Source organism: Zooshikella harenae (assembly GCF_018837975.1).
Lineage (GTDB): Bacteria > Pseudomonadota > Gammaproteobacteria > Pseudomonadales > Zooshikellaceae > Zooshikella > Zooshikella harenae.
This window is the reverse complement of the sequence record NZ_JAGSOY010000039.1, coordinates 1-22,730: the sequence shown is the minus strand read 5'-3', so window position 1 is coordinate 22,730 and position 22,730 is coordinate 1. Positions and strand designations below refer to the sequence as shown.

General features: G+C 44.3%; 19 protein-coding genes. 6 read left to right on the top strand and 13 right to left on the bottom strand.

What is annotated here, in order from left to right; genetic code table 11:
• Positions 1–30: 30 nt before the first annotated feature.
• From truA to leuC, 6 genes are all read right to left on the bottom strand, one after another.
• Entirely contained in the window at positions 31–888 is an 858-nt protein-coding gene (truA, locus tag KCG35_RS15565) for a tRNA pseudouridine(38-40) synthase TruA (RefSeq protein WP_215820714.1), read from the bottom strand.
• The gene (locus tag KCG35_RS15560; protein WP_215820713.1) at positions 889–3,813 is read right to left on the bottom strand and encodes a motility hub landmark protein FimV; all 2,925 of its coding nucleotides are present in this window, start codon (positions 3,811–3,813) and stop codon (positions 889–891) included. It lies immediately after the preceding gene.
• A 326-nt stretch (positions 3,814–4,139) separates the two neighbouring features.
• Positions 4,140–5,162, bottom strand: coding sequence for an aspartate-semialdehyde dehydrogenase (locus KCG35_RS15555; protein WP_215820712.1), 1,023 nt, complete (start codon positions 5,160–5,162; stop codon positions 4,140–4,142).
• A 111-nt stretch (positions 5,163–5,273) separates the two neighbouring features.
• Positions 5,274–6,353 (bottom strand): 3-isopropylmalate dehydrogenase, encoded by a 1,080-nt coding sequence (leuB, locus tag KCG35_RS15550; RefSeq protein WP_215820711.1) that lies wholly within the window; start codon positions 6,351–6,353, stop codon positions 5,274–5,276.
• A 46-nt stretch (positions 6,354–6,399) separates the two neighbouring features.
• A complete protein-coding gene (leuD, locus tag KCG35_RS15545) occupies positions 6,400–7,047 on the bottom strand; it encodes a 3-isopropylmalate dehydratase small subunit (protein ID WP_215820710.1) in 648 nt (215 codons plus the stop codon).
• Positions 7,048–7,056: 9 nt separating this feature from the next.
• On the bottom strand, positions 7,057–8,478 hold the full coding sequence (gene leuC, locus KCG35_RS15540) for a 3-isopropylmalate dehydratase large subunit (RefSeq protein WP_215820709.1): 1,422 nt from the start codon (positions 8,476–8,478) through the stop codon (positions 7,057–7,059).
• A gap of 210 nt (positions 8,479–8,688) precedes the next feature.
• Between leuC and KCG35_RS15535 the strand changes: the two genes are divergently transcribed.
• Positions 8,689–9,591 (top strand): LysR family transcriptional regulator, encoded by a 903-nt coding sequence (locus KCG35_RS15535; RefSeq protein ID WP_215820708.1) that lies wholly within the window; start codon positions 8,689–8,691, stop codon positions 9,589–9,591.
• A 60-nt stretch (positions 9,592–9,651) separates the two neighbouring features.
• Positions 9,652–10,164, top strand: a complete 513-nt coding sequence (locus tag KCG35_RS15530; RefSeq protein WP_215820707.1) for a SixA phosphatase family protein — start codon at positions 9,652–9,654, stop codon at positions 10,162–10,164.
• On the opposite strand, the gene KCG35_RS15525 is transcribed toward KCG35_RS15530, so the two are convergent.
• From KCG35_RS15525 to prmB, 3 genes are all read right to left on the bottom strand, one after another.
• Positions 10,152–11,315 carry an MFS transporter gene (locus KCG35_RS15525; RefSeq protein ID WP_215820706.1) on the bottom strand — a complete coding sequence of 388 codons (1,164 nt, stop codon included), beginning with the start codon at positions 11,313–11,315 and terminating at the stop codon, positions 10,152–10,154. The two genes, KCG35_RS15530 and KCG35_RS15525, sit on opposite strands and share 13 nt — an antisense overlap.
• A gap of 16 nt (positions 11,316–11,331) precedes the next feature.
• Entirely contained in the window at positions 11,332–12,462 is a 1,131-nt protein-coding gene (gene aroC / locus KCG35_RS15520; protein ID WP_215820705.1) for a chorismate synthase, read from the bottom strand.
• Positions 12,463–12,585: 123 nt separating this feature from the next.
• Positions 12,586–13,524, bottom strand: a complete 939-nt coding sequence (gene prmB / locus KCG35_RS15515) for a 50S ribosomal protein L3 N(5)-glutamine methyltransferase (RefSeq protein ID WP_215820704.1) — start codon at positions 13,522–13,524, stop codon at positions 12,586–12,588.
• A gap of 155 nt (positions 13,525–13,679) precedes the next feature.
• On the opposite strand from prmB, the gene KCG35_RS15510 reads away from it, so the two are divergent.
• Positions 13,680–14,309, top strand: a complete 630-nt coding sequence (locus tag KCG35_RS15510) for a Smr/MutS family protein (RefSeq protein ID WP_215820703.1) — start codon at positions 13,680–13,682, stop codon at positions 14,307–14,309.
• 109 nt (positions 14,310–14,418) lie between these two features.
• On the opposite strand, the gene KCG35_RS15505 is transcribed toward KCG35_RS15510, so the two are convergent.
• The gene (locus tag KCG35_RS15505; protein WP_215820702.1) at positions 14,419–15,144 is read right to left on the bottom strand and encodes a carbohydrate-binding protein; all 726 of its coding nucleotides are present in this window, start codon (positions 15,142–15,144) and stop codon (positions 14,419–14,421) included.
• Positions 15,145–15,385: 241 nt separating this feature from the next.
• Here KCG35_RS15505 and KCG35_RS15500 point away from each other — a divergent pair, with 241 nt between their 5' ends.
• Positions 15,386–16,132 carry a substrate-binding periplasmic protein gene (locus KCG35_RS15500; protein ID WP_215820701.1) on the top strand — a complete coding sequence of 249 codons (747 nt, stop codon included), beginning with the start codon at positions 15,386–15,388 and terminating at the stop codon, positions 16,130–16,132.
• Here the strand turns inward: KCG35_RS15500 and KCG35_RS15495 are convergent.
• Positions 16,121–17,029: a dihydrodipicolinate synthase family protein gene (locus KCG35_RS15495; RefSeq protein ID WP_215820700.1), complete on the bottom strand. Its 909-nt coding sequence runs from the start codon at positions 17,027–17,029 to the stop codon at positions 16,121–16,123. The two genes, KCG35_RS15500 and KCG35_RS15495, sit on opposite strands and share 12 nt — an antisense overlap.
• Before the next feature lie 71 nt (positions 17,030–17,100).
• Positions 17,101–18,360, bottom strand: coding sequence for an NAD(P)/FAD-dependent oxidoreductase (locus KCG35_RS15490; protein WP_230409205.1), 1,260 nt, complete (start codon positions 18,358–18,360; stop codon positions 17,101–17,103).
• A gap of 193 nt (positions 18,361–18,553) precedes the next feature.
• Here KCG35_RS15490 and KCG35_RS15485 point away from each other — a divergent pair, with 193 nt between their 5' ends.
• Positions 18,554–19,555 (top strand): 4-hydroxyproline epimerase, encoded by a 1,002-nt coding sequence (locus KCG35_RS15485; RefSeq protein ID WP_215820698.1) that lies wholly within the window; start codon positions 18,554–18,556, stop codon positions 19,553–19,555.
• Between the two features lie 215 nt (positions 19,556–19,770).
• Positions 19,771–21,396, top strand: coding sequence for an aldehyde dehydrogenase (NADP(+)) (locus KCG35_RS15480; RefSeq protein WP_215820697.1), 1,626 nt, complete (start codon positions 19,771–19,773; stop codon positions 21,394–21,396).
• Positions 21,397–21,794: 398 nt separating this feature from the next.
• On the opposite strand, the gene KCG35_RS15475 is transcribed toward KCG35_RS15480, so the two are convergent.
• Complete coding sequence (locus KCG35_RS15475) at positions 21,795–22,277, bottom strand: nucleotidyltransferase domain-containing protein (RefSeq protein ID WP_215820696.1); 483 nt, start codon at positions 22,275–22,277, stop codon at positions 21,795–21,797.
• Positions 22,278–22,730: the final 453 nt, after the last annotated feature.

Here is a 22,730-nt window from a genome sequence, read left to right as displayed (position 1 = left end):
CTGGATTACCGTTCACAGTCCATCCATTTACTACTCGGGTAATAGCGCTGATAAAAAATAAGGACCTAAAGCTCCACGCTCTAACCCAAATTGGTCAGGATACCCCACATCAACAAAATACAAACCATAAGGTGGTGCTGTCACCCCACCTTGCGTACGATCTTGTACAGCCAAAACGTCCTGAATCCAGCTTATAGCACGCTTACCACAACCAATCGCCATCAACACACCAGCAATATTACGAACCATATGATGTAAAAATGCATTAGCTTGCACATCAATAACCACCAACTCACCATAACGCTTTACTGTGAGATGCGTGACATTTCGGCGAGGTGTTTTCGCCTGACAGCCAATGGCACGAAATGACGTAAAATCATGCTCGCCAACCAAATGTTGAGCAGCTTCATGCATTTTTTTTGCATCCAAAGGCCGATAATTCCAAGTCACACCTTTTGCTAAGGCTGCAGGACGCACTGGCGCATTATAAATAACATAGCGGTAGCGTCGGTAGTCCGCCCGAAACCGGGCATGAAAATCGTTGGCAACAGGTTTCACCCAGCGCACAGCGACCTGTGGTGGTAAGTTACTGTTAGCACCAAACACCCACCCACGTAAACTGCGATCGGCTGGACTATCAAAATGAATAATTTGGTTGGACGCATGGACACCTGTGTCGGTTCTACCTGCACAGACAACACTGACTGGGTGATTAGCGACCTTGGACAGCGCAGCTTCCACTGCAGCTTGTACAGAAGGCCCATGCTTTTGAGTTTGCCAGCCTAGAAAAGGAGAGCCGTCATATTCAACACTGGCGGCATAGCGCTGAGTGTCGGAATCAACGGGCTGGGAAGTTGAATCCGACACTAAAGTTACTTCTTTTACCATTTAACCCATACTATTAATTAATGTCTGGGCTTCCTGTTTTTGACTGTCATTACCTTCGTGCATAACTTCATCTAAGATATCACGAGCACCTTCATGATCTCCCATATCGATGTAAGCACGAGCAAGGTCAAGTTTAGTAGCGGTTTCATCAGCACCCGCTAACAGTGCCATGTCATCTGCACTTTCTGCAACAGGTGCTGCTTTAGGTGCTTCAGGTACTGGCTCAGGTTTAGCCTCTGTAACAGGAGCAGGTTTCACTTGAGGTTCAGGCTCAACCACTTTCTGAGTTACAGACTCTTCTTCTCCTACAGCACCTGACAACTCCGCTGCTAAACTTTCAGTAGCCGCATCCAAAGAAGCCAAATCGTCATCTAATTCAGCGCCAAGCATAAAGTCTTTTTCTTCGGATGTCAGTTCTGGTTCTGTAACAGCTGCTTCTGCAGCAGGTGCAGGTTCATTACCAGCCACCGCCTCATCGCTCACAGAAAGATCAAAGGCCTCATCAAATGCAGCAACATCGGTATCTTCGATTTCAAGGTCATCCAAGCTGAAATCCATTTCAACCTCTTCTGTATCTGCTAATGGCTGCTCAGGCTCAAGTTTCAGCTCTTCATCCAGAGCAAATTCATCCAGAGGACTTTCCACTTCACCTGCGTCCAAATCTGTTGTTTCCAGATCCAGGCTAAGCGCATCGTCTAATGATTCAGCACTTGCAGGTTCAATACCTTCCAGATCAAAATCCAAACCTTGAGATTCTGCATCAACCTCTGCTAATTCTTTATCAAGATCAAAGTCAAGCCCCTCAATCTCAGCATATCCAGCTTCCCGCTCTTGAGGGTGAATTTCTTGAGAGGCTTCAGCAGCTTCATCCAGTGCATCCAAGCTCAACTCACCAGATAACTCATCAACTTCCTTTTCTAAGTCATCAAGGGATAAGTCGAGTTCTTCATCCAAATCTGATGAACCGACAACACTTTCTTCCTCAGGTACTTCAACGCTTGAAGGCTCTTCCAAACCCAAATCATCCAGACTCAACTCTTCGTCCAGATCATCCATGGTTAAAGTATCACCAGACAGTTCTGCTTCAAGGCTGGCCAGATCCTGGTCACCTGCAAAATAGTCGATGCCTGTATCTGTATCTGCGACCCCAAAAGCATCAGAGGGAAACTTCGCTTTAAGCGCATTCGCCTTATTTATGGCTCCATGATCAGCTAACTCTTCAAGCTCAGAAAATTCTCGCTTAAATGCATCAGCATTTTGCATTTCTGCATAAACCTCAAGCAGCTTGACCCGCAAATCAGTCCTGCTTGGTTCATCATTAATAGCATTACGTAAGAGATCTTCTGCATGAGAGAAACGGCCATATGCAATATAAATATCAGCTTCACCTAATGGATCACTGGTTTCAGGCTTCACTGGCGCTGAGGGCTTCTCGTCTTCCTCTAGCGCGGCCTCGGAAATTTTTTTTTGCTCTAGTTCCTCCTCTTCGTCGATCAGCATGGTATCTGCTTCGGCTTCCAAGGATTCCTGATACAGCTCTTCTTCTTTACGGGCATTACGACGGGACAAAAACAGCAAGCCCAGCACCACTAATACCACTGTTCCGCCTGCACCGACCAAGTACATTGGCTCTTGCAAAATACGATCAATCAGGCTGACTTCTGGTTTTGGCTGTGGCGTCTCAACAGTCTCAGTAGGAACGGGCTCAGTTTCAGGCTCTGGCTCAGTAGTAACAGCTGGCTCTCTGACAGGCTCGGGTTCAGATACTGCAGGCTGGGTTGTCGCAACCTCCTGCTCACTCAACTTCGCCTGTAATGCAGCGAGCTGCTCATCTTTCAAACTTAGCAAGCGCTGTAATGTGCCAATCTGATCTTCCAACTCAGTAAGCCTGGATGTGATTTCTTCGTTTTCACGACGGGCTTTGTCTAAATTTTCCTGAGTAACAGACAGCTCGTTTTGTAGCGTTTCAACTTGTTGTGCAGAGGGTCCTGTTTGCCCTGTGTCACCCCCACCTTCTTCTTGTGAAGCAGTAGGCGTAGCTGGCGCTGAAACAATTTTCAGTCGGCCATCGCCATCACCAGCTTCAGCTTCTGGTGCCGCTGAGGCGCGGCGTGTTGCATCAAGCTGAGGTGCCTGTAGATCACCGGCTTTCCAGGCCCGGGTTTGTTCCGCCACCAACGAAACCGCTTCATTATGCGAAACCTGCTTGATTTGCTCTGAGCTTGGCACTCGGAGCACCTTGCCACGTTTCAGCAGGTTGATATTGTCATTGATAAACGCATCAGGATTGAGAGCCTGTATGGCAACCATGGTCTGGTGAACTGTTACATCGCGAGATGGTTTGACTTGTGCAGCAATCTCCCACAATGTGTCATTTGCACGGATTGAGTAATTATCACCATCTAAGCCACCCGTAGTGGCAGGTTGACTGCTCGGTGCAGAAGAAGACCTTACTGGTTGCTCAGCACGGGGTTGCTGAGTAGGCGCACTGGAAGCAGGTGCTTGAACAGTAGTAACTGGCTGCTGGCTAAATGTAGGAGGATCGAGAAGGACTGTATATTCACGTAATAGGCGACCACTTGGCCAATGCACCTCAACAAGAAAATTTAAATAGGGTTCACTGACAGGCTTACGACTGGTGACTTTTATATATGCCCGGCCGTTTTTTTGCACGACAGTTTGAAACTTTAGATTGCTGAGAAAGAATATGCGCTCTACACCCGCACGATTGAAGTCCTCATTCGTTGCCAGATTCGGCAATATCTCAGAGGACCCCAATTCCCGCACTTGTATCAGCTCTATTTCAGCATCAAGGGGTTGGTTTAATGCGGAATTGAGGGTAATTTCCCCAAGTCCAAGAGCATTCGCCACGCCAGATGTCAATAATCCGGCAGCCGCGACTGCTACTGCTAGCTTGCGCACCATAATTCTCAATCCTTTATTATTCGGTAAAGTCTTGCTCTGTTGAGCAGCCAGAGAATTCATACTCATCCCGACCCGTTTTTTTTCTGCCAGTTCCCCAGGTAACCATTACGTAGCTCACATAAGCAGCCTAAAAATATAAAATGCATCTATTCAAGTGATAGCACAAAGTGTCATTTTCTTGATGAGTATAAAACAGAATGGACAGATAAGTAGCCCGCTTACCTGCCCAGCGTCACAATGGAACAAGATATTACTTCACAAAAAAATTGATAACTAGTTAATAACAAAATCTAGAAATTAGATGTAATAACCTTACTAAGTATCAATTATAAATAGTCTTTTATCAATATCTCAGCAATTTGTACACTGTTTAGCGCTGCTCCCTTGCGCACATTATCCGCTACAACCCACAAATTGAGACCCAGATCACAAGAAATATCTTCACGGATTCGCCCAACAAATACTGGATCACTGCCACAAGCTTGCTTCACTGGTGTTGGATATCCTCCATCCTGATGCTCATCCATTAACTCGACACCTGGTGCCTTTTGTAAAAGTGACTTGACGTCATCTGCCGTAATTTTAGTGCGCGTTTCAATATGCACAGCTTCTGAGTGACCATAGAATACAGGCACTCTCACACAAGTAGGATTAACTTTAATCTCAGCATCTTCAAAAATTTTCTGTGTTTCCCACACCATTTTCATTTCTTCTTTGGTGTATCCATTGTCCTGAAACACATCAATATGAGGCAATACATTAAAAGCTATTTGGGTTGGATAGACTTCAGCTTCAGCAGGTTGACCATTAAGTAATTTTGCAGTTTGCCCTGCAAGTTCACTAACAGCCTCTTTACCTGTACCCGAAACAGCCTGATAAGTTGCAACATTAACTCGAGTAATCCCTACTGCATCATAAATTGGTTTTAATGCGACTAGCATTTGAATAGTTGAACAGTTGGGGTTAGCAATAATGTTGTGTTTTTTATAACCAGCAATCGCTCCTGGGTTAACTTCAGGCACCACCAGCGGTATTTCTGGGTCATAACGAAAGTGCGAGGTGTTATCAATCACCACACAACCTGCCGCACCCGCTTTAGGTGCATATTCAGCAGAAATACTTCCACCCGCAGAAAACAACGCAATTTGAACTTTACTGAAATCAAACTGAGCTAAATCTTCTACAACAACTGACTTACTACCAAACATCACGGTATTACCCGCTGAGCGACTACTGGCTAACGCATAAATCTTACCGACAGGGAACTTACGCTCAGCTAAAATGGCCAGCATAGTTTCCCCTACAGCGCCTGTTGCGCCAACTACAGCCACATCAAATGTTCTACTCATCTTGTGGTATCTATCCTATTTTTTATGAACGTTAAAAATAAATGCACCGCATTAAGTACACCTATTACACTACAGATTAATGCAAACTGTCGTAAATCACTATGCGAATTATCAATTTAGTGCCTTGATAACCGCTTCCCCCATTGCTTTCGTGCCAATAATAGCATCACCATCATGAGCAATATCGGCCGTTCTCAAGCCCTGAGTTAACACATCAGCTACTGCTTGCTCAATGGCTGCAGCCGCTTCGGGATACTGCAATGAGTACCGCAACATCATAGCAACTGACAGAATCATAGCTAAAGGATTTGATTTATCTTGACCTGCAATATCAGGTGCTGAACCATGGCAGGGTTCATACATGCCCAGTCCAGACTCTGCAAGAGATGCTGACGGTAACATACCGATTGAACCGGTTAACATAGCCGCCTCATCCGATAAAATATCGCCAAACATATTGCCTGTCACCATCACATCAAACTGCTTAGGCGCTCTAACAAGCTGCATAGCAGCATTGTCCACATACATATGGGTCAATTCGACATCTGGGTATTCTGCAGCTAACTCATTCATAACCTCACGCCACAACCCTGTTACTTCTAAAACATTTGCCTTATCCACTGAGCACAGTTTTTTACCTCGACGCTGTGCCGCTTGGAATGCAACATGACCAATACGTTTTATTTCACTCTCTCGATAACGGTAAGTATTAAAACCTTCCCGTTCACCGTCATTTAAAGTCTCAACCCCGCGTGGTTGACCAAAGTAGATTCCTCCCGTCAACTCACGAATAATCAGTAAGTCTAACCCAGCTACAACCTCAGGTTTAAGGCTAGATGCACTGGCTAATGGCTCAAACAATAAGGCTGGCCGCAAGTTGGCAAACAACTTTAGCTGTGAGCGAATCCCCAACAATCCCTGCTCAGGTCGTTGTGGTCGAGGTAGCGTATCCCACTGAGGGCCACCCACTGCGCCCAGCAAAATAGCATCACTTTGCTTTGCTGCCGCTAAAGTAGACTCCGGTAAAGGTTGACCTTCAACGTCAACTGCTGCACCACCAATTAGAGCAGTTTCTATTTGCAAGGGCAGATCAAACTTTTTAGCAATAGCCTCCAACACACGCGTACCCTGCTGCATAATTTCAGGGCCAATACCATCACCAGCTAAGGTCAAAACACGTTTTGCTTGCATAGAAATATCTCTTCCCAAAAACAGGCAAATACTGCCTTATAATGAATTAGTGCTCAGCAAATAACCATGGGAATTGTTGCTGATGACGAGCTTCAAACCCTTTAATCGCATCCGCTTGTTGAAGCGTAAGACCTATTTCATCCAGCCCTTGCAATAAACAATTGCGACGAAATTTGTCGATATTGAACGAAAACTGTTGACCATCAGGCAACGTAATCAACTGCTGTTGTAAATCAATTGTCAGTTTAAGCCCATCTTTAGCCGCCTTTTCCGCAAGGAATATTATGTCTACTTGAGCTTGAGGCAGCACCACCGGCAAAATGCCATTTTTAAAACAGTTGTTGTAGAAAATATCCGCAAAGCTTGGTGCAATAATACAACGAAAGCCGTAATCCAATAACGCCCAAGGCGCATGCTCCCGACTGGAGCCACAACCAAAGTTACGACCTGCCAGTAAAACTGAAGCCTTTTGATAACGAGGTTGATTCAGCATAAAGTCTGAGTTAACAGGACGCTGGCTGCAATCCTGATCGGGCTGACCTTCATCTAAGTAACGCAACTCATCAAACAAGTTTGGACCAAAGCCCGAGCGTTTAATCGATTTTAAAAACTGCTTGGGAATAATCATGTCAGTATCGACATTGTCTCGCTCTAAGGGTGCGACCAACCCCGTTAATGTGGTAAATGCCTGCATGATTTCCCCCTAATGCCACTGTCTTATATCAACAAAATGACCGGCAATTGCAGCTGCTGCAGCCATTGCCGGACTCACTAAATGCGTTCTGCCACCAAAGCCCTGCCGCCCTTCAAAGTTACGGTTTGAGGTTGAAGCACAGTGTTCTCCAACCCCTAACTTATCAGCATTCATTGCCAAACACATTGAACAACCCGGCTCTCGCCACTCCATGCCGGCATCCATAAAAATCTGATGCAAGCCTTCTTGTTCAGCCTGTGTTTTAACCAATCCTGACCCTGGTACGACCAGTGCCTGCTTGATCGTAGCTGCCACGTGCTTGCCTTTCACAACCTCTGCTGCGGCCCGTAAATCTTCAATACGCGCATTCGTACAAGAACCAATAAACACCCGGTCCAGCTTAATGTCACTGATCGCCATGCCAGGCTTCAGCCCCATATACTGTAAAGCCCGGTGAATACCTTCCCTACGGGCTGGATCTGCTTCCTGCTCAGGGTCAGGCACTTGGCTAGTCACCGATGCCACCATTTCTGGAGAGGTACCCCATGTCACCTGTGGTTGAATATCGGCAGATTGTAAGGTGACTACGTCATCAAACACTGCATCACTATCGGATACCAACGTTCGCCAGTAAGCCACAGCCTGTTCCCATTGCTCTCCTTGAGGCGCAAAGGGACGTCCTTGTAAATAACGAATAGTGGTTTCATCAACGGCAATCATTCCCGCCCGAGCACCCGCCTCTATGGCCATATTGCAGACCGTCATCCGCCCTTCCATGCTTAAGCTGCGAATACTTTCACCCGCAAACTCAACGGCATACCCAGTACCACCCGCCGTACCTATTTTGCCAATAATGGCCAGCACCACATCCTTTGCGGTTACCCCATTAGGTAGTGCGCCTTCCACCCGAACTTGCATGTTTTTCATTTTCTTCGTGACCAGACACTGAGTAGCAAGCACATGCTCTACCTCAGAGGTACCAATTCCATGGGCTAAAGCCGCAAAAGCACCATGGGTGGACGTATGAGAGTCACCACAGACAACCGTCATTCCGGGAAGGGTTGCACCTTGCTCTGGTCCAACAACATGCACAATGCCTTGGCGTTGATCCTTCATGGAAAACTCATTAATACCAAAATGCTGGCAATTATCATCCAGGGTTTTTACCTGAATCTGAGAAATGGGGTCTGCAATACCAGCAATTCCATGCTCACGTTCTTTACTGGTGGTTGGGACATTATGGTCAGGTGTCGCCAGGTTAGCATCAAGACGCCACGGTTGACGTCCCGCTATACGTAGTCCCTCAAAAGCTTGAGGTGAAGTCACCTCATGCAATAAATGTCGATCAATATAAAGTAAGGCAGAGCCATCATCTCGGGCACTGACCACATGGCTATCCCACAACTTGTCATATAACGTTTTGCCAGCCATTTGGCTATCCTCATTATTTAGGCTAAACAGCAGAGCCTGCATGTGTGCACCGCTAAAAAAATAACCAGTGCATTGGGCTATAAGTCACAGGCTACGCAGATAAAGGATTGTGATTATTGGATACCTTTATGCTAATTTTTCGCTTCAAATAAAACAAATTAATAATTTTTAATTATTGCATAAAAAAAAGGAATAGCTTAGTGTTAAACCATGGACCCACAAATCTTACACGCCTTTCTCGCCGTTGCTGAATCCAAGTCTTTCTCACTGGCGGCAGACCAGCTTTGCCTGACCCAACCCGCCGTCAGTAAGCGGATTGCTAATTTAGAGCAATTACTCGATACCCGCCTGTTTGACCGGTTTGGACGACAAATTACCCTGACTGAAGCAGGCAGTGCGTTATTACCACGAGCCTATCGCATCCTTGCTAATATCGAAGACACTTGCCGTGAAATTCGTAATCTCAGTGGTGAGGTCAATGGTCGACTCGCCATTGCAACCAGTCACCATATCGGCTTACACCGCTTACCCCCCGTATTACGTCAATTTAGTCGTACTTATCCTGAAGTCACCCTGGACATTCGCTTCTTAGACTCAGAACAAGCCTACGAAGCCATTCAGCATGGGGAGGTCGAAGTGGCTGTGATTACCCTGGCCCCGAGTCAGGCTGATCAAGCAAGCAATGGATCGAAACTAGTGACAGATGCTATTTGCAGTCAGCCTATTTGGCAGGACACGCTTAATTTTGTGGTAGCACCAGATCATCCTTTGGCAAAACAGCGCTCACTGACCCTCGTGCACTTATGCTCAACAAAAGCCGTTTTTCCAGGCAGTCATACCTTTACCCATAGTATCGTCAAGCAGGTATTTCGCGAGCAAGGCCTGACCCCAACCATTTCAATGACCACAAACTATTTAGAAACCATCAAAATGATGGTGTCTATTGGACTGGCCTGGAGTGTATTACCAGCCACCATGATCGATGATCAATTAACCGCATTGCATCCAGAAAATATCTCGCTTAATCGCAGCTTAGGCTATATTCACCACAGTGAGCGAACCCTATCCAATGCAGCCAGTGCATTTATAAAACAACTTAATGAAAACAAATAGAACCGTGAATTAACAAAATATAGTGCTAATAATGAGGATGCTTGATAAAGGAAGAAATACATGAAGGAACTCATTTTATTACGACATGCCAAATCAAGCTGGAAAGACAGTACGCTCGAAGATTTTGATCGTCCTTTAAATAAGCGGGGAAAAACCGTTGCGCCACAGATGGGGCAAGTATTAGCTGATGTGGGTTGGATTCCACAATATATTATTGCCAGTCCAGCGAAACGTTGCCGATCAACCACTAAACATTTATTGCCTTATTTTAAAATCAAACCCAAAAAAGTTCAGTGGGAAGAAATGATTTACGAAGCACCTACCTCTGCACTATACACTGTCATCAGTGAAGTACCTGATACGATTACCAGCTTAATGGTCATTGGTCATAACCCGGGCTTAGAGATGCTTGCCACCGAACTGGACAGTGCTTTCCCTGGCCATCTAACTACCTGCGCTGCCGTGTGTATTGATTTACCCATCAACCACTGGCGTAATATTGGGCCTGATGTAGGAAAAATACGAGAGTGTTTACGTCCTAAAGACGTGTTAAAGCAAGATCAACGTTCCTGAGGCAAGGCAATATAAATCACCCATAACCCAAATATACATACCAAACTGGCCATGCTGAATGTCATCGTCGCCCCTAAATTATCCCAGCCATAGCCTGCAGCCAGCGCACCGAGCCCTGCGCCCAGGCCAAAGCTAATGCCACTGTAAAGTGCCTGCCCTCGCCCCGCCAATCCCTCTGGGAAATGGCGGTGGACAAATTCAATCGATGCAGCATGACATGCGCCAAAGGATAATGCATGAAGCAACTGTGCCATCGTAATGAGCATTAAGTTGTCCACCCACCAGCCAATCACTAGCCAGCGAAGGACTGCCCCCAAAAGCCCCAGCACTAAGCAGCCACGAATACCGAGCTTAGGTAGCAACTGGTGCATAAATAAAAAAAGAATGATTTCAGCCAATACACCAAGCGCCCACAGTGCACCTATGGCTGTATGGTTATAACCATGATCCTGCAAGTGAATACTAAAAAATGTGTAATAAGGTCCATGTGCCAACTGAACAAGCGCAACCACGATAAAAAAACCGAGTATTGGCCTTAAGAGGAAACGTTGAGCTTTTGCAGAGGACGAAGCCTGCTCAGCTTTCGTCTTCACAGGTTTAGGTAAGGTTAAACTAACTAACCATAATCCCCAAAACGCGGACCAACACACCCATGGCACCCAGTCCAGGCTGACATAGTCCAGCAAACTACCAACCCCCAAGACAGCAATAATAAAGCCAATAGACCCCCACAGCCGTATGCGACTATAAAACTGAGTTTGCCCCTGCAGAAAACGTAGCGTAATCACTTCAAATAACGGCAATACCGCATTCCAAAAAAAGCTAAAGCCAGCCATAACCAGAGCCATAAGCCAAAAGTCATCAGCCCAAAAGACGCCCGCAAAAGCCAGCACACTACACAACGTTCCTAGTCTTATTAGTTTTAATGAGCAAAACAGATAGTCCGCCAACAACCCCCACACCAATGGCGCAATGATTTTGGTGGCCATTAGAATCGCCAGGAGAATACCAATTTCACTAGGAGAAAAGCCTTGGCTTTGTAGGTAAGGCGCCCAATAAGGCACCAAAATCCCTAAAATGACAAAGTACCAGCCATAAACACTGGCCAGAGGACGCACTGGTACAGTGTTTGATGGACTGTCTACAGGCATAGACAAAACAACATAATTACTTATTGTTGTCTGTTAAAGGCACCTGTGCTGGGATCACAGGCGTAGACACAGAAACATCCGCATTTTGACCACGGTGCCTCAAATAATGGTCCATCAGCACTAAAGCCAGCATCGCTTCTGCAATGGGTGTCGCCCGAATACCCACACATGGATCATGACGGCCTTTGGTGACAACCGTGATGGGCTGTCCATGAACATCAATACTATCCCCTGGTAAATGCAAGCTGGAGGTAGGCTTAAGCGCAATATGCGCGATAATATCCTGGCCACTGGAAATGCCTCCAAGGACGCCACCCGCATTATTAGAGGTAAAGCCCTCAGGCGTTAATGCATCTCTGTGCTCAGTCCCCTTTTGGGTGATTGAGTCAAAACCCGCACCGATCTCCACCCCCTTCACCGCATTAATACTCATCAAGCCATGAGCAATATCTGCATCCAATCGATCAAAGATAGGCTCGCCTAACCCAGGCAACATACCCGATGCAACAACGGTTATTTTTGCCCCAATAGAGTTACCTTCCTTGCGCAGATCCTGCATGTAGGTTTCCAACTCACTGACGCGACTGGGGTCGGGACAAAAAAATGGGTTGTTATTCACTTCCGCCCAATTCACATCGCAAAGACTATCAGGCATTACCTTAATAGGGCCTAGCTGCGATAAAAAGCCACGAACAGTAATCCCTTTGGCTTGTAAATACTTCTTCGCCACCGCCCCTGCTGCGACCCGCATTGCAGTTTCTCTGGCAGAAGAGCGACCTCCGCCACGATAGTCTCTGATGCCATACTTTTGCCAATAGGTATAGTCAGCATGCGCAGGCCGAAACTGATCTTTGATATTGCCATAATCCTTTGAACGCTGATCCGTATTTTCAATCAGCAAACCAATCGGCGTACCGGTTGTTACGCCTTCAAACACACCGGATAAAATTTTCACCACATCAGGTTCACGCCGCTGAGTAGTAAACTTTGACGTACCCGGTTTACGACGATCAAGCTCCTGCTGAATATCAGCCTCTGTCAGTGGTAATCCCGGGGGACAGCCATCAATAATACAGCCCAGTGCTAACCCATGGCTCTCGCCAAACGTTGTCACTGTAAATAAGGTTCCAAATGTATTACCCGCCATGAATTGACTCTCTACTGCGTATTTACATTTACTGATTACTTGCTTCGTTTATTGCGCTCAAAAAACACTTAACATGTTACCAAGCACAGTGATCGTCGTGCATTAATTGGTAAAAAGGTATAATTAAAAATCACTCAGTGCCTGCTTAAAATCTGCTTGAAATTGACGACACTGTTCTGCTTCTAATAAAAAGACACCATCTCCACCATGCTCAAAAGCCAGCCAATTAAAAGGCACTTGGGGAAACTTATCCTGCAAAGCCCATTGACTATTACCTACCTCAACAATTAACAAACCTTGCTCTGTCAGATAATCCGCAGCCTGAGCCAAAATCTGTAATGTATGGAATAAACCATCCTCTCCAGAAGCCAACCCGTGTTCTGGCTCATGGTGAAACTCTGGAGGCATATCACTCAAATCTTCAGCATCCACATAAGGGGGATTGCTAACAATAATATCAAACAGCTGCAGTGGTATACCCTGGAACAAATCTGCCTCTATTGCTGTAACCCGGTCATCCAGTTCATGCTTATCAATATTAATGGTCGCCACTTGTAGTGCATCATGATCAATATCGGAAAGCACCACTTCTGCTTCAGGAAACGCATAGGCCGCTGCAATACCAATACAGCCACTGCCTGTACACATATCCAGGACGCGCGATACCGCTTGCTCACCCAACCAAGGTTGGAAATGCTGATCAATTAACTCAGCAATCGGTGAACGAGGCACAAGAACGCGCTCATCAACATAAAAGGGTAGCCCACAAAACCAAGCTTGATTCACCAGATAAGCACTAGGAATTCGTTCAATAACGCGTCGAGACACTAAATCAGCGACATGAGTCCTTTCTTCCAAGGTCAGCCGGCTATCCAAAACGCGTTGATCAATATCCCAGGGCAAATGAAGACTTTGCAAAACCAGGTGAACAGCCTCATCCCAGCCATTATCCGAACCATGCCCATAAAATAATTCAGCCTCATTAAAGCGACTGTACGCCCAACGGATGAAGTCACGGACTGTTTCTAAACCGTCAAAAGCAAGCTTTTGCTGACCTACCACATTCGTCTCCTATTGGCCAAAGCTATTGACTATCATTAACGAGACGCTATGTTAACGCAAAGTTAACGATGATGCTGTTTTTCTATTCAAGTAACGCACTAGGGCAGTAACATTGAGTTTTCATTTTAGTGCTGTAGGTTTTAATGGTTTTCCTCATGGCTGATGCTAAACACCCACCTGATGCAGTACAGGCTGATAGTTCAAATACGCTTAATAATAGCAAGGCACTCAATGAGGAAGATAAAGCAGCCTTTAATGAAGCGATGAAAGGGGTAAAGCGTTACCAGCACAATAAAGTTATCCATACCTCTTCAGAGCCCCACCCCCACCATGCGGCGTTACCTACTCGCCGTCTGGCTGCGGAGCAAGCAATAACCCAAGATGTTGATGGTTTATCTGACAGCCTCTTACTCCCCTTGGGTCCTGAAGCGTCTGTTGAATATCGACGCTCAGGTGTACAACTGAATCGCATGCGCAAGCTCAAGCAAGGTCAGCTACCTGTTGAGTATTGCCTGGATTTACATGGTTATCGTGTAGAAGAAGCACGAACGACACTCATGGCTTTTCTGGGCTTTGCTCAAGCCAATAATATGCGCTGTGTAAAAATCATTCATGGCAAATCACACCGCCGCAAATCGTCACGCCCTACTCTAAAAGACTATTTAAATACATGGCTACGACAGATCCCTTGTGTTCAGGCTTTTTGTACAACACCACCCGTTGATGGTGGAGCGGGCTCAATGTATGTTCTTGTGAACCGTCAACAACACCGGAAAAATGAATAACTCATGAAGGCTAAAAACGGAATAATGAAGCTTCATTATTCCGTTTAATGATTCAGATAAAAGATTCAATTAAAAAAAGTTTAATCAATTAATTAAGACAGGTAGTTAATTAGAACAGATAGTTTTCACCTTTATTGTTATCCCAATAGGTCTTTCCTGCCACTTGATAACGAAGTGCAAATTCAATAGCCCGGTCTTTCGGATAAATATAAGGGAGATAAAGTACCCAGGATTCACGTCCATCGTCTAATGCACCAACGTAGCGGCCTACAGAAGATTCATACCATTGATCACTATCCGCCAAACGGTAAACCATTTGCACCGTTTTTTCGTAGCCTAAGTTGGCAACCGCCACATGAACGGTAAAGTCTGCACACAGTCCATAACAGCCAAGACCTCTTCCCCTTTCAGCCGTAATAAACTGAACAGGTTTACGTTGGAAGTTTTCCTTGGCTAAAAAATTATGACCATAATTATTATCCCAGTGCCATTCACCATTAGCCTGCATCCCCACGGCTAACTGAACAGGAGATTGCCGTGAAGGAATATTCACTTCAAAAAACCAACGCTCCTGGTTGTTATCAAGCGTCTCTTGATAATAGGCATCTCCGGTATACCATGACTGACCGTCAACGGTATATTTCACAACAACCTGCTTATCTGCTGCTACGTTTTCTACTGTCACCGCCACAGATAAATGGCCACACGCCCCATAACAACCTAGCCCCGTACCAATGGTTGCTTTTTCTAACTGAACAAAAGTGTTCGCCCAGCTCATGCTCGACAGCAAGCAAAGTAAGCCTGTAATTAACCATTGATTAAAACGTTTTAACATAACTAGTCCTTTTCCATTGTTGCTCACCTCCCTGTAACCAGCATTGGTGTTATACCACAAATTACAAGACACTTGCTGTTTATTTACAATATTGATTCCACTTACCTCCCTCATTTGCACCAATTTATAACCCAATAAAACTATTCAAACGATTACTTTTAAATCAACCCCAAACAGCTCAACTATGCTAAAAATTAGGTAGGGCTTTTATACACTAAACAAGAGGTAAGGTGTTATTGTCATGAGGTATCGATGGTTAAATATTTTGTTTGCAGCAATAACACTGAGTGTTCATGCAAAAGACTTGATAACAATAGGATTTGTGCACCATGGCCCCCCCATTGATATTATGCAAGACGATACCTTGGTGGGCGGAATTGTCTTTGATATAGGCACAACCATTGCTCACAAGGCAGGCTTTATTGCCGCTTTTCAGTTACTACCAACCAAGCGCGCAGAAGTATGGTTAGCAGAGAATAAAATCCATATGCTTTGTTTATACAACAGACATTGGCTCGAAAAACCTGAACGCTTTATATGGGGACCCGATTTAACACACTATCAGGAATACTTTATCTTGAATAAAGAGGCACCCGATATTAAAAGCTATGAACAGCTACAAGGCATGACCATTGCCGCACGCTTAGGCTATTACTATAGCCCACAACTTGAAGACCTTTTTAAGAAAGAGTATTCAGTCCGACTTAACCGTCAGGATACCGATTCATTGTATCGCTTGTTAACACTGAAGCGGGTTGACGCCCTGATTGACAATACCTGGTCTTATTACTATCGCCAAAAGAATAACCCAAACTTTACTTTACGCCTGGCAAGCCTCAGGGATGCTAACTACCCAGTAACCTGCTTATGTTCAGAGCAGTCCTCTGAGATCAGTAAAACATTAGTGCAGAGTATGAATAATCTGCTTAATCAGGGCAAAATTCGTCAACTCATGGCGAAATACCTGTCGCCTAAATTACATAATTGATAAGTCAGGGCGGTTGGCCATGGCTTTCTCAACAAGATTGATCACTTGTTGCCGCGCTTCGCCTTGTAAAGGGCGACGAGGTGCTCGAACCCACTCAACGCCTTGCCCACACAACTGATCCACTAATTTAATACACTGCACTAGTGTGGGTAATGTATCTAAACGAAGTAAAGGCAAAAACCAACGGTACAATGCTCTTGCTTCAGCAAGCCGCCCAGCTTGCGCTAACAGATACAGAGTGACGGACTCTTTAGGAAAGGCATTAGTGAGCCCAGATACCCAACCCTTTGCCCCTAGCAGTAAGCACTCCAACGCAATATCATCAACCCCACCAAAAACAATAAAGCGTTCATCAAAGTGATTAAAAAGCTCCGTTATACGACGTGTGTCAGATGATGATTCTTTAATTGCCACGATATTTGGGCACTGTACCAACTGAGCCATTACCGCAATAGACACATCGACCCCATAAACCGCCGGGTTGTTGTACACCATAAAGGGTATATCTGGAAAATGGTTAGCGACTGATTGATAGTGGGTTATTGTTTCGGCTTCTGATGCAGAATACACCATGCCAGGTAATAACATAATGCCATCAACACCCACTTGTTTTGTTTGTTGGATATAATCGATAACACCTTGTGTTGTATATTCAGCCGCACCGGATAATAAGGGGACTCGCCCCGCTACCGCCTCTTTAACGGCGGATAACAGTTTTATTTTTTCACTTTCATGTAAAGAGCAATTTTCCCCCACAGTACCCAAAGCAATAATACCATGGACCCCCTCGCGAATAAGATGATCCACTTGCTGTTGGGTAGCCGCATAATTAATGGATTCATCTTGATTAAACTGTGTGGTTATCGCAGGAAAAACGCCTTTCCAACTTATATCCATTTTGGCTTGCCCCTCCATTGGTTAATTATTATAAAATCCATCTTTGTGGGTATATTTTGTATTTTTGTGTATCAAAATCGAGATAATTGATACGGCGTTAAATCAATGTCACTCCGTTTGCCCGTCACCAAATGGCTCACTAATAACGCAGTGATTGCCGCTTGGGTTAATCCTAAATGTTGATGCCCAAAAGCAAAATAAACACCTTTATCTTCATCAATGACAGGTAAAGAGTCAGGTAATGATGGCCGACATCCCATCCAGCATTGCGATGCACCAATTTTCTGTTCAGGTAACCCAGGTAATAACGCTTGAGCATGAGGTAATAGCATCTTAGCGCGCCGCATATTAGGGGGTAATGACAAACCCGCAAACTCTACCGTACCGGCCAGGCGTAGTCCTTCATTCATTGGCGTCATAATAAACTTACGCTCGCCAGAGGTAACAGGCATCGAAATAATATTTTGATAACCCTGTAAATTTAAATGGTAACCTCGCTCTGTATCTAAAGGGACTTTTTTCCCCGTTAGCTGATAGACCCAAGGTTTCGACCAAGCACCTGTAGCAATCACCACTCGGGGCACCCACCAGGATTTTCCTGCGGTTGTTTTAACCTTAATGCCCTGATGTTTACCATTATGTTTTCGCGTAAGCTCAAGTACTTCTGCTTGTTTAAATACCCCACCCTCTCGGCGAAAATAATTAAATAATTGTGTCGCAAATTGCCAAGGATTAACGGTATGCCACGTATCCGGAAAAAAAATACCTGCTTTTATATTAGTATTTAACGCTGGTTCACTTTTTAAAACATGAGCGCCAGACATTAATTCATACTGAACCCCTTGTGCCTGCATGGCCTCCAATTGGTTCAAGTAACTAAAATAGGCCCGTTGTGTTTCAAACACTAACATTGAACCCTGGCAACGGATTAACGTTTTCAGCCCTGTGCGCGACAGTAAATCTCGATAGGCTAGCAACGCATTATTATTTAACGCAGCAATGCCTTTACTATTTTGCTGATATTGTTGTCTCGACATTTGTCGTAGAAAACGTAACCACCAGGGCATGACCTTAAAAAAATAGCGCCACTGAATGGCAACAGGTCCAAAAGGATTCAACAACATAGAGGGAAGCTGCCAGGCAAGTTGTGGCGAGGCTAAAGGCAATACCTGCTCCGTCGCAAAGTGACCAGCATTGCCTTTTGATGCCCCCATAGCAGGCGGTTCACGATCCACTAAAACGACTTTAAAACCTTGCTCCTGCAAAAAAATTGCACAACAAATACCAATAATTCCCGCCCCTACAACGGCAATATCACCTTCTACTGGCATATTTATCATTTTTTTAACAGCCAAATCAAAAACAGGTAGACATTAATAATACATGCTTGCTCGTTTGATATTCCCTTAAAATAATGACGTTTAAATGACGTAAATTATTGCAAGAAAAAAGGAATGCATATTTTTGACTTTTAGATCAACCCCTTTTACAGTGAATTCAAAACAAAATAATAAGAGAAAAGCTATGCGCAAAGGGACTTTTTTTTGTATTGATGCCCATACTTGTGGTAATCCAGTCCGTCTGGTCACTAGCGGACACCCCCACTTAAAAGGGGAAACCATGAGTGAAAAACGTCAGTATTTTCTTCAGCATTATGACTGGATTCGACAAGCGTTAATGTTTGAACCACGTGGACATGCTATGATGTCCGGCGCTTTTTTATATCCACCTTGTTCTAAAAGCGCCGATGCCAGTATTTTATTTATTGAAACCAGTGGCTGCTTGCCCATGTGTGGACACGGCACGATTGGTACTGTCACAGCAGCATTAGAATCTGGCTTATTACACCCACAACACCCTGGAAAATTAATCCTCGATGTTCCTGCCGGGACAATACACCTCAATTATAAAACACAAGGTGAATATGTCAGTGAAGTGACCTTATTTAATGTTCCCGCATTTTTACTTCACCAGGATGTCGTCATTAACTGTCCAGAACTGGGTGAACTCTCGATCGATATTGCATTTGGTGGAAATTTTTACGCTATTATTGACCCCCAACCTAATTATCAGGGACTAGCATCACTTTCTGCCCAGCAAATTCTACACTACAGTCCACATATTCGTGAGCTGCTTAACCAAGCAGTCACCTGTCAACACCCCCTTGATAAAACCATTTCAGGCGTAAGCCATATACTCTGGACAGGCGCTCCAACCCAACCTGAAGCCAGCAGCCGTAATGCCGTATTTTATGGTAGTAACGCCATTGACCGTTCCCCCTGTGGTACAGGTACCAGCGCCCGAATGGCACAATGGGCAGCCAAAGGCCGGCTGGAAGCAGGAGATCAATTTGTTCATGAAAGTATTATTGGCAGTCTATTTACTGGACGTGTAGAAGCTATGACTGAGGTGGGCCACTACCCTGCCATTCTCCCTAGTATTACTGGCTGGGCTAAAGTCACAGGTCATAACAGCATCTGGGTTGATACTGATGACCCATACTGGCAAGGTTTTGAAGTAAAATAACCTGTCATCAATCAAGGATACTATAACAATATCCTTCGCGAATGGTTTTATACTCCTAGGGCACAAAGGCTTTGTTATCTTCATTCTGCACCTCAGTCAGTCACTTACTTATTTATAAGCTCCTGGGGCTTCACCACTTGATGCCCTCCCCTAAAAACCATTCGCATTGACTATATGTTTAGCTTTTCAACCTAATAACACGCAAGGATGCACTTATGCCACAAATATCCCCTAACTCAACCCTCCCCATACTGCCATCACTCACAGGCTTGTCTTATATTGCTGGAGAATGGATCAAACCAAAAGACCAGCTTACCTTTAATGCGTATAATCCAGTCACTGATGAACGCTTACCCACCCATTACTTTGAGGCTAACCAAAAACTGGTCGACTTAGCCGCAAAGAAAGCACAGTCTGCCTTTACAGATTACCGTGCATTTTCAGCAAAAGAACGTTCAAACTTGTTAAGCGCTATTGCAAGACAGCTTCAACAACTTGGACCTGGTATTATAGAGCAAGCCATAAATGAAACCGCTCTTCCTGAAACCCGCCTTACCAGTGAACTGCAACGAACCATTAATCAACTCAAGCTGTTTGCAGATCTTCTTGAACAGGATCAAGGATTACACCCTATTATTGATCGAGCCAATCCTGACCGTCAGCCTCTCCCCAAACCGGACATACGACAAACACAGCTGCCCATAGGACCAGTAGTCGTATTTGGCGCCAGTAATTTTCCTCTGGCATTTTCTGTTGCGGGTGGTGATACAGCATCGGCCTTAGCAGCTGGTTGTCCTGTGATTGTTAAAGGCCATCCCTTGCATCCAGGTACGTCCGAGTTCGTCGCTTATGCCATAGATCAAGCCATCAAAGAAACAGCCATGCCTGCGGGAATTTTTTCCCTACTGCAAGGACAACAACATTCGTTAAGTGAAACCCTGGTCAAACACCCCACCATTAAAGCCGTTGGTTTTACCGGCTCTCTACAAGCAGGTCGGCATTTATATAACCTTGCCTGCCAACGCTCAGAACCAATTCCTTTTTATGGCGAGTTGGCGGCCAGCAACCCTGTTTTTATCTTGCCTGATGCACTTAAACAACAACATGAAGTCATTGCAGAAAACCTATGTAAATCATTCACCCTGAATGCTGGACAGTTTTGTACGAAGCCTGGTTTAATTTTAGTGATTGATGATGAAAATCTATCAGTATTTATTGAAACGCTAAAAAATCTGTGTATACAACAACCCGCTCAAACCATGCTGTCTTCAACTATTTATCAACATTATATTCAGCAATGTGATAAACGACAGTCGATACCCGGTGTAATTACTCTTGCATCTGGTCGACCCAGCCAAGGGGCAAATCAAGCCCAGGTACAATTACTCTCAACTTCAGCAAAACACTTTTTAAAACACCCTGAACTAGAAAAAGAGTTATTTGGACCAACAACATTACTCATTAAATGTTCAACACAAGATGAATTAATAACACTGGCTAATCAATTGTCAGGGCAATTAACGGCTTCTATTTTTCAGCAAAATAATACGCCACTAGTTCAGCAATTACTGTTTATTCTACAGCAACATGTAGGTCGAATAATATTTAATGGTTTCCCGACTGGTGTGGACGTTAATCATGCCATGCACCATAGTGGTCCTTATCCAGCCACAACCAATAACCACTTTACCTCTGTTGGCAGCCAGGCTATTCAACGCTTTCTACAACCCTGCTGTTATCAAAATACGCCAGATGAACTGCTTCCGCCTGAATTACAAAATGCTAATCCATTAAAGCTCTGGCGTTATGTTGACGGTAAATTAATGCAAACTGGGTGGTAAAATAAAATGTACTATCCCTCAACCATAATCTGTGATAATTAGGGCATATTTATCTGTATGAGTTAGCATCCAGAAGCACATAAATACAATACTCAACGGTTGATTTTATAGCAGTATAATTTAGTCAACTGTTGAGGTTTGTTATCAGGGTTAATAATACAAAGCGTTTAAGTCTGAACGCCACAACCCCATTTTATGGATATCTATACATAATCTATTGATTTTATTACATATTTATATTTTTTATGCAGAATAGTTTCAAATATAAAACACATAAATATCAATAAGATAAAGTGTAGCTTTGCCAAAAAGTATACAACTAACATTGTATACTAAACTGAATGCAAGAACTGCTCAAATAGGTTTAAGTGATTTAACGCTTCCGCTTGAGCGACTGGTTATCTTGCCAATGTTTGGGTTAACTCCGCAACGTCGATTCGATCAACGTCTCTGTCGAGTACTGATTTATACGCAACAAGAGCAGGAATCGGCATGACTGGAACCTCATCACCTTCATAGATGCCATTAACCGAAACCCCATAATCGATTTCTAACTCAAGCCATTTTGAGGTGCGCTTATCGAAAATCTTGGTACCGGGCGACAACCCAATTTCAATTTTTTGCCCCTCGTAAATTAGCTGGAAGTACTCAAGATCCCATGCCTCTTCAACATAGTGAGTGAGCGGCTTAGATATGTAAGGCTGAACATGTTGGAGCAATTTACTAGCAGAGCTCTTTGGGATGTAAATATCGATGTCTGCAACAGGGCGAGTACCACCATGAATGCGCACTGCAAGCCCACCAACTACTTGGTATTGAATGCTTTCACTCTCAAGTATGCCCCTTATCCAGATAAGGGCCTTTTTTACTTTCTCACTCATTCCACACGCTCGACTTCCTGATAGGGTTAACAATTCTTGAGGCAATATAATGTTAGGCACAATGGCATATATTGAGAGCCACAAATAACTTACTTAAAATACTTTTTCTCTATCACACATGATAAATCAATTACACAGATATTGAATTTTACTGTAATACGCTAGATTTAATTTCATTTTATGAGTCCAGCTCCATACCTCCATCCTCCTCAGTTCATAAGCTATTGCAGCTATTAACTACCTAATAATTTTTTTCGCAATTTTTTTATGACACGAAACACGCAGGGGGCGAGGAGGAGTGCATTTTCTCACCACTTTAATTACAGTTAATTTAAATGTCATTTATAACCAAATAATTTCAAGGATATTGAAGTTTGACAAACTCCAATTATTTAAACTCAGTCAGCTGGATTAATTACTACGGAATAGCCAATGCGTATCAACAATGTGTTG